Origin of the sequence: Bacillus sp. JJ1532, from assembly GCF_036965085.1 — a bacterium.
Classification (GTDB): domain Bacteria; phylum Bacillota; class Bacilli; order Bacillales; family Cytobacillaceae; genus Cytobacillus.
In genome coordinates, this window is the sequence record NZ_JBALOW010000090.1 from 9444 (window position 1) to 22779 (window position 13336).

Annotated in this window: 14 protein-coding genes; 13 read left to right on the forward strand and 1 reads right to left on the reverse strand. The window is 35.6% G+C overall.

Annotated elements, in window-relative coordinates; translation table 11 throughout:
• The first annotated feature begins 330 nt into the window (after positions 1-330).
• The 13 genes from V7122_RS22435 (at position 331) to V7122_RS22495 (ending at position 12896) form a co-directional block, all read left to right on the forward strand.
• Positions 331-1881, forward strand: a complete 1551-nt coding sequence (locus V7122_RS22435) for an AraC family transcriptional regulator (RefSeq protein ID WP_335529262.1) — start codon at positions 331-333, stop codon at positions 1879-1881.
• Positions 1882-2143: 262 nt separating this feature from the next.
• On the forward strand, positions 2144-2803 hold the full coding sequence (locus V7122_RS22440) for a flavin reductase family protein (protein WP_335529266.1): 660 nt from the start codon (positions 2144-2146) through the stop codon (positions 2801-2803).
• 407 nt (positions 2804-3210) lie between these two features.
• Positions 3211-4539, forward strand: coding sequence for a YjiH family protein (locus V7122_RS22445; RefSeq protein ID WP_335348433.1), 1329 nt, complete (start codon positions 3211-3213; stop codon positions 4537-4539).
• A gap of 1016 nt (positions 4540-5555) precedes the next feature.
• A complete protein-coding gene (locus V7122_RS22450) occupies positions 5556-6200 on the forward strand; it encodes a YczE/YyaS/YitT family protein (protein ID WP_335348434.1) in 645 nt (214 codons plus the stop codon).
• A 248-nt stretch (positions 6201-6448) separates the two neighbouring features.
• Positions 6449-6709: a helix-turn-helix domain-containing protein gene (locus tag V7122_RS22455; RefSeq protein ID WP_335529269.1), complete on the forward strand. Its 261-nt coding sequence runs from the start codon at positions 6449-6451 to the stop codon at positions 6707-6709.
• A 318-nt stretch (positions 6710-7027) separates the two neighbouring features.
• Positions 7028-7405 carry a hypothetical protein gene (locus tag V7122_RS22460; protein ID WP_335529272.1) on the forward strand — a complete coding sequence of 126 codons (378 nt, stop codon included), beginning with the start codon at positions 7028-7030 and terminating at the stop codon, positions 7403-7405.
• Positions 7406-7421: 16 nt separating this feature from the next.
• Complete coding sequence (locus V7122_RS22465) at positions 7422-8660, forward strand: CaiB/BaiF CoA transferase family protein (RefSeq protein WP_335529275.1); 1239 nt, start codon at positions 7422-7424, stop codon at positions 8658-8660.
• Positions 8661-8696: 36 nt separating this feature from the next.
• Entirely contained in the window at positions 8697-9431 is a 735-nt protein-coding gene (locus V7122_RS22470) for an enoyl-CoA hydratase/isomerase family protein (RefSeq protein ID WP_335529279.1), read from the forward strand.
• A 32-nt stretch (positions 9432-9463) separates the two neighbouring features.
• A complete protein-coding gene (locus tag V7122_RS22475; RefSeq protein WP_335529281.1) occupies positions 9464-9850 on the forward strand; it encodes a hypothetical protein in 387 nt (128 codons plus the stop codon).
• 44 nt (positions 9851-9894) lie between these two features.
• Positions 9895-10257, forward strand: coding sequence for a MaoC family dehydratase (locus V7122_RS22480; RefSeq protein WP_335529283.1), 363 nt, complete (start codon positions 9895-9897; stop codon positions 10255-10257).
• A 22-nt stretch (positions 10258-10279) separates the two neighbouring features.
• On the forward strand, positions 10280-11062 hold the full coding sequence (locus tag V7122_RS22485) for an enoyl-CoA hydratase/isomerase family protein (RefSeq protein WP_335529285.1): 783 nt from the start codon (positions 10280-10282) through the stop codon (positions 11060-11062).
• Between the two features lie 19 nt (positions 11063-11081).
• Positions 11082-12263 carry a CaiB/BaiF CoA transferase family protein gene (locus tag V7122_RS22490; RefSeq protein WP_335529288.1) on the forward strand — a complete coding sequence of 394 codons (1182 nt, stop codon included), beginning with the start codon at positions 11082-11084 and terminating at the stop codon, positions 12261-12263.
• A gap of 60 nt (positions 12264-12323) precedes the next feature.
• Positions 12324-12896 (forward strand): hypothetical protein, encoded by a 573-nt coding sequence (locus tag V7122_RS22495; protein WP_335529291.1) that lies wholly within the window; start codon positions 12324-12326, stop codon positions 12894-12896.
• A 112-nt stretch (positions 12897-13008) separates the two neighbouring features.
• On the opposite strand, the gene V7122_RS22500 is transcribed toward V7122_RS22495, so the two are convergent.
• On the reverse strand, positions 13009-13336 hold a 328-nt coding region (locus tag V7122_RS22500), incomplete at its 5' end, for a LysR family transcriptional regulator substrate-binding protein (protein WP_335529294.1).

Consider the following 13336-nt stretch of genomic DNA (forward strand, 5'->3'; position numbering starts at 1 on the left):
ATTTTAAAAGGGGTAGATTTTAATTTTTTTGCACCTTGAATCATTTGCTTCAGGTTCTACATCAATATTTGTTTTAGCTTCCTCAATTGTATAATAAGTGTGATAAAAATAGAAAAGCCTCTGAATTGGTGACATAATAAAAGATAAACCCCAACATATATGAGTGAAGTACTCTTAATATTGGGGGCCTTTTTGCTATGTTATATTTATTTAGGAACGATTTTTAGTAGAATTAAAAAAACTTTAAGAAAATGAAAGTGTCCTTGTTTGTTTCATTTGCTATTAGGAATGGGGTTTTAAATCACTTGAAAAAATATTAGGAGGCAAGGGATGAAAATACTTATAGCTGAAAGGGATGAACTTGAACGAAAGGGAATAAGGTGGGTTTTATTATCAAACCAGATTTTAATAACGCAGTTAAAAGAAACCGATAATGAAGAAGAGTTTTTAGATCTCCTTTTCGATTGGAAGCCAGATATTGTAATTGTAGAACTTGAAATGTTTACTCATACTCGAAAAAAATTAACAAATTTACTGAGGGAACTTGAAATAAAGACAATTGTTCATACAAATCATAAAACCTTTGAAGCAGCTGAGCAGTCATTAAAGATGAAAGCAGAGGCTCTGTTCATAAAACCTTATGAAACAACTGAGTGGTTACATACAGTAAAAAAAGCAATGATTAATTCACAAAAAAAGCCAAGCGAAGACAGAGAAACTTTTATCCATCACGGATGGGCGTATGACCTCTTATTCGGAAGAGTATTCAATAATTCACTTATTTTGGATCAGGTCCAAACATGGGGCTATCAACAGATCCCGACACTTGTTGTCGCACTCAGCCTTGATAAGTCGAATAAAGAAGAAGTTGACTTAACTAAGTTAGTTCATTTAATAAACAAAGAGTTTCAATCCTACCGCCCCTTTGTGCTAATCGTTGGCGATCAACTCGTCCTATTGTTTAGTGTAGAATTTTTACCTTCCGATCAAGAACCAATTCATTCGTTGAGACGGATATTAGTGTACTCTTGCCAAAAGATGAAAAATAAAAATGATTTATCCTTTTCTGCAAGTATTGGAAAATGCTACAACGATCCGATGATGGTACATCAATCATACTGGGAAGCAAAACGTGCCCTGTTACGCCGCTTTTACTTTGGGGGGAACCATGTATTTCCTCCGATTGAAAACTTGGTCTTAACCGATATCGATCCATTTCTTTCGCCTGAGGAAAGCGATGAAATTATGAAGCATTTACGAAACATCGATCGTGAGATGCTAAAGAAATGGCTTTATGATCAGGCAAATAAGTATCCGATAACGGAAGAAAGTTTCCCCGATTCGGAAAACGTCCGCATTCGATTAACAAATATCTTATCACATATAAGACGCTTTATGCTGGAAAAAGTATATCTACTTAAAGAAGAACCTATTTATAAAGAGTTATTTAACGATATATTAACCGGCGAAGTGTTATTTGATATTATCCACAATATGCTGTTATTTTGTTACAGATTATGCGATCAAGTTGAAAAAGAGGAATTCTCTTATAACTCTATTCTTATAAAAAAAGCGATTCAATATATAAATGAACATTACGCTACCCCAATTACCCTTGAGGAAATTTCATCTTATGTAAATCGAAATAGTCAGTATTTTAGTTCAATGTTTAAAAAACAGATGGGGTGTACTTTTACGGAATATCTACAAATGAAACGAATTAAAGAAGCACAATCGCTTCTAAAAGGATCAACTATGACGATTTCAGAAATAGCCGAACGAGTCGGTTTCACAGACCCGAGCTATTTTAGTAGAGTCTTTAAAAACATTATAGGATATTCCCCTAGTTTGTGGAAAACTAATAATTATCCAGATATCTAAAATTCATCCATATAACGTGGATGAATTTTTCTTTTGCATGTCAAATCACTTTATATTTTCATAAAATTATGGATATTATCCATAGAATCATGTAGCACAAAAAGATAGGATTAATCTAACGAATAAAGAAAACACTTTCTTAAGTAAATGGATTCTGCAGATATAGAAATTATAGGAGGTGATTCGACAGTAGGGCAGTTGCACTAAAAAGTTACAAACTCAATTAGTCAATAAAAATATTAAATATCTGGGAGGAATTTATATGCATTATTCACCAAAGAATGGTCAGGATCATGGCTTACCATATGACCCTTTTAAAAGTAGTACAATACCACGCCCTATCGGATGGCTTTCAACCAGATCTAAAGATGGAGTAGATAATCTTGCACCATACAGCCAATATCAAAATCTTACTTGGGATCCACCTATGGTAATGTTTGCGGCAAATCAATCAGTATTAGGTGGAAGAAAGGATACTGTTCGAAACGCTGAGGAAACTGGTTGGTTTGTTTGGAACATGGCTACTTGGGATTTACGCGAAGCAGTAAATATTTCCGCAAAGGCGTCTACGGCAGATGTTGATGAATTTGAGGCAGCGGGTGTAACAAAGAAAAATTGCATTGAGGCTCCTGTGTCACGTGTGGCCGAATCACCGGTTCATTTCGAATGTGAGTATGTCCAGACAATTAGGATTCCAACTGGAAATGAGGTTTCTACAGTCGATATTGTTATCGGACGAGTAGCTCATGTGCATATCGCAGATAATATCATTCTACCTAGTGGGAAACTTGATATATTGAAAATTAAACCGATTGCCCGCCTAGGGTATTATGATTATACTGTTATCAACGAAATATTTGAAATGAAAGCACCAGCTGCTACAAAAGAAGAGTTGGCTGGACTTGAGGGAAAAAATGTTTAACCAAGAAAATTAGAGCTCAATCCACCCTAGCTATAAAACTAGTAAATGAAGTTGTATTCATCCCTTTGAAAATTCTTTATCGACTGGTAAAAGAACAGAATTTCATCTATCAAGTTAACATGTGATAGTCCTGATACGTGAGTCATAGAAAAGCTTATAGCTTCTAAAAAGTAGACAGGGGTATTATACCCCTAAGCATCAAATGAAATTTCTGAAAATTAGGAAATAAATAAAAACGACTTGATGAAAAAGAATTTAACAGATGTAGAGTAGCTGAGGGTAGTTAACTCTCATAGTGGTTTTTTATAGATCAAGGAATGGGGGAAAGGTAGTGTAAGATTATTTTATATCTGGAATGCTGAAAGGGATCAAGTTTAACGAATTTCTAACATAAAGGAGATGTTAACATGAGTAACCCTAATATTCAATCAAATGTACAGACACAGACACAACTATCTACACCTGTTAATGTACTGAAGTTTTTTGCATTTAGTCTTATCGGTATTTTTACATTTTTTATTCCGATAACAGTAAATGGGGTATCATCTATACCACTTGACCATTTGATGTCTTGGATAAGGTCCGCACTTCCATCCCTTGTTCCGATTTATACATTAATTGTAATTTTTATAGGGGCTGCCTATCCATTTATTAAGGGTTTTTGGAGGGGAAATACATATAATACTATTTTCTCCTTGCTAAAAATAGTCGGAGCTGTTGTTGCCCTTATGTATATTTTAAATATCGGACCTTCATGGTTACTAGACCAAAAACCTTTACTGTTCGATAAACTAGGTATTATGGTAGCACTTATAGTGCCTCTTGGTTCAATATTCCTTGCATTTCTTGTAGGATATGGGCTATTAGAATTTATTGGTGTTCTTGCACAGCCTATTATGCGTCCGATTTATAAAACTCCAGGCCGCTCTGCGGTTGATGCTGTGGCCTCTTTTGTAGGAAGCTTTTTGGTTGGGATGGTTATTACTAACCGTTTGTACAAAGAAGGGAAATATACACTAAAAGAAGCCGCTATTATTGTAACTGGTTTTTCTACCGTTACGGTAGGGTTTATGATCATTATCGCTAATACACTAGAAATTATGCATTTATGGAATCTTTACTTTTGGGTTACATTTTTAGTCACATTCCTTGTAACAGCTATCACAGTGCGCATCTGGCCACTCAATAAATTTAGTAATGAATATTACGAAGGAAAAGGTCAACCTGAAGAGGTATACAAAGGGAAATTATTAGCCAATGCTTGGAAAGCTGGAATGGAGTCAGCAAATAACTCCTTGAGTATTGGAAAAAATGTATGGTTATATTTACGCGAGGGTTTTATTATGACAATGAGTACCCTTCCTACTATTTTATCCATTGGTTTGTTGGGGATGTTAATAGCCACTTACACTCCAATTTTCGACTTTATTGGATACATTTTTTATCCATTAACTTTAATATTACAAATACCGGAACCACTCTTAGCTGCAAAAGCTTTAGCAATTGAAATTACCGAAATGTATTTACCAGCCCTATTAGTTGTCGAAGCACCTTTAGTCACAAAATTTATCATTGCGGTTGTATCCGTTACAGCCATTGTGTTTTTCTCAGCTTACATTCCTTCTGTACTGTCAACAGACATTCCGATTAGCATTCGAAAGCTTCTTGTCATCTGGATTGAAAGAACAGTTCTAAGCGTGATTATAGTAACACCGCTAGCTTTTCTATTGCTATAAACAAATGCAAAACGATAGAAAAGTAATAATGCAAAGGGATCGAAAATATCTTTGATCGAAAAAGATAGTGCTTATTCCCTTAAAAGGATCAAGAAGAAAGCTTTCAACGTATATGATACAATCTTATCTTTCTTTTTGAGCTTATATATAAGTGGGGCCCGCCAACAAAAAGCTGATTTTGTTGGTGGGATCCCTACTTTCAATGAACAAAAGAACTATCACAGTATTTTATCCTAAAATGAACAATCAATGGGGAGAATATCTAAATAATAAATTACTAAATTTAATAGAAGCTTTTGAAAAGGATCTTATTGTAAGGGAAAAAAGTATTTTCCGCGTTATTATTAACGAGTCTAAGTTAGTACACTATAAATTTTGTTATGATCGATTTCTCTGGAGTAGTTACTATTTTGAGTTTGAATTCCTCCTTTCCTTTCTCGAATGTTTATTGAGTTTAGAAGCTCCTTTAATCCTGTAACTCTATGAACTTATTCTGAAACTTTAAAACAATTAAACTTGCATAAATAATTCTACTTAGAATTTCAGTTTTTGTTATTGAAAATGACTGATAAAATTGAAAATGCTTAAACGAGTATTATTTGAGGCAATAATTGATTATTATTTTAAAATAACAAATAATAGTTTTAAAGCATTTAACATGAGCATCTGGATAGATATTGACAAGCCAACTAAACATTTTGGGATCACAATAAGAATAAGTCACGTAATCCAAAGTACAAAGGCATAAACGAAATGTTAAGAAATGGTGGATGGTTTGGGGTAGCTTCAATTGACAAAGCTTTTGAATTACATAAAAGAAATTATTCTACTTTTACAATTGTTGATCGAACAGATAAATATACTGAGTAATTCATCCATAATTCTAACTAAACTGTGAATGAGTCCTCCATTTTAGCTGCGAGACCTCCAAAGACATTATCCCTTACAAATGTCCCTATTCCTAAATTCTTATGGTATATTAGTATAGCATTATATAAGATGAAGGAGCAGTCTTGATGAGAAGAGAATGGTTTCTGCGCTGGTCTTTTTTTGTTTTTGGATTAATGATTTTGGCTTTTGGGATTTCTTTAACTATTAAAGGTAAACAATTGGGGATTGGACCGTGGGACGTTTTTCATTACGGGTTATTTCTCAAATTCGGGCTCTCCATTGGATCCTGGGCGATCATCAGTGGATGCTTGCTTTTGTTGATTAGTTCTGTAATTAAAAAGGAATGGCCAAAAATAGGAGCGCTCCTTAATATGGTGTTTCTAGGATTGTTTATTGATTTTTTTAATTGGCTGCTTCCACCCGTTGATGGTTTAATAGGGGAATCATTCGTGTATATACTTGGTGTTATTTTTCTAGGATATGGAATTGGTTTATATGTTTCTGCTGACCTTGGAGCAGGACCAAGAGACCATTTTATGCTTTTGATAGTTGAAAAAACGGGCTGGAGCATCCCCTGGGTACGAAATGGGATTGAAATCATCATTTTTCTTATAGGCTGGTTGTTAGGAGGCCCTGTTGGAATAGGCACAGTGATTATTGCGTTTGGGTTAGGGCCCATCCTAGGAATTTCAATTCCTCAATGCAAAAAAATATTTTCACTTTGCCTCAAACAAAAGACTTCGCCCATTACGAACACATCCATTAGATAAATAAGAGACTGACTTGTCATAGTCAGTCTCTACATGATAAACATCAGTAGGGATCTTCAATTTAATATCAAAGTTCCATTTTGAGCCCCAAAACTGCATTTTAACTCCTCTTTTCGCTTCAAAAAATCACTTTTGGCTAGAAAAAACGTGTTTATGGCTTTATTAGCTAATTTTCTTTTTTATATATTTATATTAATTTAGAGCTACCTAGGAATAAATGGATCGTGCACTGTCGAAAGGCTATGAAAATGGAAAAATTAAATTATGAAACCATTCAAAGGTATCAATCTTTTGTAGATGTGGGAGAAATGGACAAAGCAGTTCGCGGCTTTTTATTCATACATAAATCATCCATTTCACAAGATGCGTTGAAAGTTCTCCAGTTTATCTGGAGGCATTCTGTTAAAGTGGTGGGCGTGTCATTTGCCAAATACCATACGATTGCTGAAGCTGTTCAGCTTACCCGAAGGACCGTTATTCGGGTTGTTCAAAAACTTATGTTGCGTTAAAGCAACTTGAGAGACTAAACCTAGAGGCTAGTTCGCCTGTCTCCTGTGGGGTAATATCTTAGCCGGGGGCACCTATATTTAATGTGTTTGCTTAATATCCAGTACCTGATCTTTTTTACATGAAAAGGGTCAGGTATTTTTTTTATTAATAAAAAGATGCGCTTTCATTTTCAAAAGTTATTGAGCTATTAAGCGAAGATAAATTACAAAAAAAATAAGTCATTCATATATTGATAGGTTTAAGTTATCAATCAAAAATAATACCGAATTTTCTAACTCTTCAAACTATTATACAATAAGGTCAAGGAGGAGATTACAATGAAATTAGGTATAGTTTTGGCTAAAGATAATGAAACAATTGTTCCAATTGTAGAGGGAGAGATTGCGAGAATTTATGACACGGATACAGGGGCGTACACTGATTCACCTAATCCAGCTTTAGGCCTTACAGAAGGTCGGAGGGGGGCTACGGTTAAGTGGATGGTTAGCCAAGGTGTTAAAGTTTTATGTGCACCTCCAGGAATGCTTTGTGAGTTATCCTATTCAAAGGCACAGGAGGAGCAGTTAAGATTTTTCAGGTTAGAAACCGGAACTAAATTTAATGAATTGCAAACTAAATTGAAGAACGGTGAAGTTACATTGAGTGTCAATCTGCCAAATAATGAGGTGGAGCCCAGCCAACCTACTATCAAATAGGGAGAGGAAAGTCGACATGGAAAAAAAGGAATCTAACAAGTTACCAGGAAGTTCTGAATTCGGCCCTTTAAAAGGGCTGAAGGTTCTGGATATAGGAACACTTATTGCTGGTCCTTTTGGAGCGGGCCTGCTCGCAGACTTCGGAGCGGATGTAATAAAGGTTGAATTACCCAATGTCGGTGACCCTATTAGACAATATGGGAAGGCAACAGCGAACGGCAGCTCACTTGCCTGGGTAGATGGAGCGCGCAATAAACATTGTATTACTTTGGATATGCGTCAAGCTGAAGGCCAAGATTTGATTAAGCGGCTAGTTAAGTGGGCAGATATTCTAGTTGAGAATTTCTCCCCTGGAACCCTTGAATCTTGGAATCTAGGATATGGTCAGCTGTCTGAAATCAATCCACGTTTAATAATGGTTAGAGTATCGGGCTATGGTCAAACAGGGCCTTATAAAAATAAGCCAGGTCTAGATCGCATAGCATTGAGTTATAGCGGCATGAGCTACGTGTCGGGTCACCCTGATAAACCGCCGGTAAAAATGGGTGTGTCAATTGCGGATTATCTTACTGGTACTTTTAATGCTCTTTCTGCATTAATGGCTGTATATTATCGTGATGTGATAGGTGCAGGAAAAGGTCAAGAAATTGATCTAGCTCTATATGAGGCTCCTTTCCGTATTTCAGAGGATATAATTGCCAGTTATGGAGTTCATGGTGAGATAAGGGAACGAGTTGGCAATCGCCACCTTTCAATGGCTCCTGCAGAAACTTACAAGGCTGGAGATGGGCGTTGGATTACTATTCATGCAGGTCTTGATAACTCATTTAAAAGGTTAGCAACAGCTATGAATCTCGAATATTTGATAGAAGATCCCCGCTTTATTGGTATGCGTAATCGTGCAACCTATACAGATGAACTCAATGAAATCATTGAAGAATGGATGGGACAATATACCGGTGAACAAGTGCTTGCCTTACTTGATGAAGCAGGTGTCCCTGCAGCCCCGGTTAATAGTGTAGAACATATTTTTAGAGATCCTCATATTGCTGCTCGTGAAAATATCGTAGAAGTTCATGATTCTGAAGTAGGAAAGGTTCATGTTCCAGGGATAGTGCCAAAATTTTCTCATACTCCAGGTAAGATTGCATGGTCAGGAAAAACGATGGGTGCTGATAATGATCAAGTTTATCTGGGTCTGCTCGAGTTAGATCCTGAAGAATACGAATTTTTAAAGGAAAAGAATGTAATTTAATTATTCATTGTTTGGATGAATTAGGAGGAATATTCCATGAACTTAAATAAGCTGGTAAGGTATGAAAATAATGAACAAGTTGCAATGATTACTTTACAGAGACCTGAAAAATTAAATTCTTTCAATAAGAATATGGTTGAAGGTCTCTATAATGCGTGGTGCAAATTTGAAAAAGATGAAATGGCCAAAGTAGCAATTATATCAGGTGAAGGTAGATCGTTCAGTGCAGGGCTAGATCTTAACGACTTTACCCCAGTGTCAGCATCAATACCTGGTATCGGAGTAGAGGTTACAAAACCAATAATAGCAGCGGTTAATGGTTATTGTATTGGCATAGGGTTGGTTATCGCCATGATGTCTGATATACGGATTGCGGGAGAGAATGCTCAATTTATTTATCCGGAAGCTAAAATTGGATATACAGGTGGGGTAGGTTCTCTTTTGACAAAATATATGCCTAAGGGGATTGCTCTTGAAATGCTGTTAACTGGAAATGGTATCACTGCGCAACGTGCTTATGAGGTTGGTTTTGTTAATAGACTGGTTCCAGATGATCAAGTTATATATGAATCCATGAAGATGGCACAAACGATAACCCAAAATTCCCCTTTAGTTGTGAAGGGCCTTAAGAAACTTGCAAATGATCCTAATGTTATGGAGTATACGGGGATTGGCAATAGGATTATCTCTAACATTGATAGAAGTGAAGATAGAATTGAAGGTTTTAAATCATTTTTAGAAAAAAGGAAACCTAATTTTACTGGGAAATAAACTTTTTGAATGAAAAGGGAAGGAAAATAAAAATGAAAACTATTGATTATTATGCCCTTTCAATTGGAGATAAGTTCAAAAGTAAATTTGTCATTACTGAACAATTAGTGAGAGACTATGTGGTGGCTTTACAAGATGCCTATCAGCCAGGCAAAGTACCAAAATATTTATTTGCAATCTTTGCTCCTATATACGATGCTTTTGGCGGAAGATTATCACCAGGAACCATTCAAATAAAACAAAAGATGGAGTATTACATGGATGCAAATATTGGAGATGAAATAGACGTAATTGTAACCATAAAAGATAAATATAAGAAGAATGAGAGAAATTATTTTATTTATGAAGTAGATTTCCTAAAAGGAAATGCATTGATTTGTAAACATGAATCTACGCATTTATGGGATTTACTAAAATAAAAAATATCTCGAGGAAGAATGACCTGAAAGGTAGGGATAAGCATTTGAATGAAACAAAATATGTAAGTAAGCCATATAAAGTTACACAAGAATTTATCAATAAGTTTGCTAAGGCCAGCGGGGGAAATGGGAAAATACATGTTGACCCTAAACATGCAAAAAATACAAAATTTAAAGGAACATTGGCACATGGTTTCCATCTATTATCTTTGATAGAAAAAGAATTAACAGCTCTATTACCAAGATCGAAGAGTATAAGCTTGCTGGAAGTAAAATTTATCAAACCTGTTAAAGTCGAGCAGAGCATAAAGGTTTGCTGTGAACAAGATAGCAAAGAAAATCAATTAATCGTTTCAATCATAAACGAGAATAATGAGATTGCTGTAATCGGAACCGCAATCATATAAATATTACTGGAAGGACATCAGAATGAAACATTCCTATATTGTTAAACAGGAGTATTATAAGGAGAGAAAAATTTTAGTACTTTCATTAAACCGATCAAAACAGCTTAATGCGATAAATAAAGATTTACTTATGGAATTGCGAAGCCATTTGGAAGACATTCAAGAGCATCGTCAAATAGATGTCCTCATTATTTCTAGTGAATTACCAAAGTCTTTTAGCACTGGAATAGATGTGGGATATGTTCGAGGTTTATCAAATGAGGAAGCAGCAGACTTTTTCTCCGATTTGGCAGATACCTTTGAAATGGTTATGAAATTACCATGTATTACAATTGCTGCGGTTAGCGGCTATGCATATGGAGCTGGAGCAGATCTTGCTTTATCATGTGACCTGAGAATTGGAAGCGCTTCCTCTAGTTTTAGTTTCCCTGGTCCTCAATTCGGCTTAATTTTAGGAACACAGCGTTTAATGAAAGAAACAGGGTCTGCTATAACTCGTCATTTAGTATTATCAGGACAAGTTATAGATTCTAATCAAGCATTGCAATACGGTTTAATACACGAGATTTGTGAGAATACCGCTTGCTTTGAAACAGCCATTATACGTGCTAACCACATATCACGTATCCCTAATCACGCTCAGAAAATAGTTAAGGCTATTTGTTCAAATGGTCAGAATTCACATAACAAAATAGCGTCACCAGTGTCATTAGCAAGAAACTCAGTTTTAGAAGGTGATTTTCAAGAAAGATTTTCACATTATCTAGAGAGAGTGAAGATAAGAAAGAAAAAAGCTGAAGAATAAAAAAAAGGAAGGGTTGCCTATGCAAAATATTAATATTGAGCCGCCTCTCTTAGGGTTAAAGGTAATCGAAATTGGCCAGATTGCAGCAGGACCTTTTGCAGGAATGCTTTTGGCTGACCTTGGAGCAGATGTGGTAAAAATAGAGCGGCCAGATGGCGGAGATGGTATGAGATCATGGCCTCCTTTAATTAAATGTGAAGAAGGGGAATCATATAGCGGGAATTTTGCTTCATTAAATCGCAATAAACGCAGTATAACCATTGATTTTAATGACTCAGTTCAGTTAGAAAAATTGAAGGAATTATGTGTTGAAGCTGATGTCTTAATAGAAAACTATCGTCCTGGTGTTCTAAAAAAATATAGACTTGACTATGAAAACATTAAAACGATTAATCCCAAATTGGTATATTGTTCTATTTCTGGATATGGTCAAACAGGACCATACGCGAAAAAGGGGGCTTTTGATGTAACTGTTCAAGCTATTAGCGGGCTTATGAGTGTTACAGGTGAAGAAACCGGACCCCCGGTGAAATGCGGTGTTCCAGTTGGTGATTTTGTTACTGCATTATATGGAGCTTATAGCATAATGGCCGCACTTTCTAAAGTCAGCCGCACGAATCAGGGGGTTCATATTGACTGCTCTATGTTAGGAAGTCTTTTGGGAATTTCAGCACTTCAGACGAGTGAATATCATGGTACAGGAGAATCTCCAAAACGTTTAGGCTCTGCTCACCCAAGAAATGCACCTTATCAAGGGTTTAATGCCATTGATAAGCCTTTTGTCATTGCAGCTGGCAACGATAAATTATGGAGTGCTGTTTGTGAAATTGTAGAGATGCCAGAGCTAGAAATGGATGAAAGATTTAATTCACAGGTTTTGAGAGCAAAAAATCAAAAGGAACTTACTACTATTCTGCAGCCTGTTTTTTCTACAGGCACTTCAGCAGAATGGCTGGAGAAATTTGATCGAAAAGGAGTTCCTTGCGCACCAATAAATTCATTTGAAGATGTACTTAACGATCCGCATGTACAAGAAATGGAACTCATTGAAGAAATCCAACTTCCCAATGGTTTACTGACAAAGGATATTGGTTTTCCTATACAGATGAGCAATTTTACTTTTAAAATTTCCAAAAACCCTCCAAAACTTGGCGAGCATAATCATGAAGTTTTTAATGATTGGCTTACTTCTAAAGTGTGAGATGGGATTATTAATTATTAAAAAACGCTTTAAAAAAGAACGAAACAGGGAGGAATTGCATTGAATTCTTTAAAAATGCATCCTGAACTTATTGAATTTATTGAATATATTGATATGTTGGTAAAAAACACAAAAGAAACTGAAGTAAGTATTACTCAAAAAGTAGCTGTGAGAATGAAAGAAATAATGTTTATGGATGAAGTGATTCCTGAGATTTATAGGAAACCAAATCCGGATAAGTATACTTTGTATCCAGTCTATGTAGCTCCCGATAACAGTTTTTCGATAGCCTCAGCCGTTTGGGATGTTGGACAATCAACACCGATCCATAATCATGGAACATGGGGAGTAATTGGAATTGTACAAGGCGGTGAACATGAGATTCATTACGAGGTAACCACAGGAGCCGCTCCTGTAAAAATCAGTGAACAGACATTGGAAAAAGGTGATGTAGTTGTTTGCTGTACTTCAGATCAAGATATTCATAAAGTATCCTGTGCTACAAAGGAACCGTGTGTTGGTATTCATGTTTATGGGGGAAATATTGGTGAAATCGAGCGTCGAGTTTTTGATCCCCTAACCGGAGTGGATACAATTGTTGTTACAGCTTGGGATCCTGTACCTAATGAATAAAAAAGAAAGAGACCATTTCCTCATTTATAATTGTATTTTTGGATGGTCTCTTAGATTTTTTTTATATTCATATTATTTTTAAATGGAAGACAGAAATCAAAAAAACTATCTATTAGATTATTTCTTTCTCATCAAATATTAACAGAGTTTCAATAAAATTTTTGAGATACTCTGGGGCATAACGTTTCCGATTATAAAACACACAAGGATCCGGCTTTATTTCAACATCTTCGAACGATAGAAAGCTTATTCCTTCCCTTTCATGTGCAGACCAAGTATCAATGTAAAATTTCGGAATTATTGATATTCCAATACCCAATCGTACTAATTCTCTTGTAGATTCATTGTTCTCAGTTGAAAAAATAATATTATCTTTAAACTCTTCACCAAATATCGAGATAATATATTCTCTAATTACGCCAGCCCGATATAATATAAAC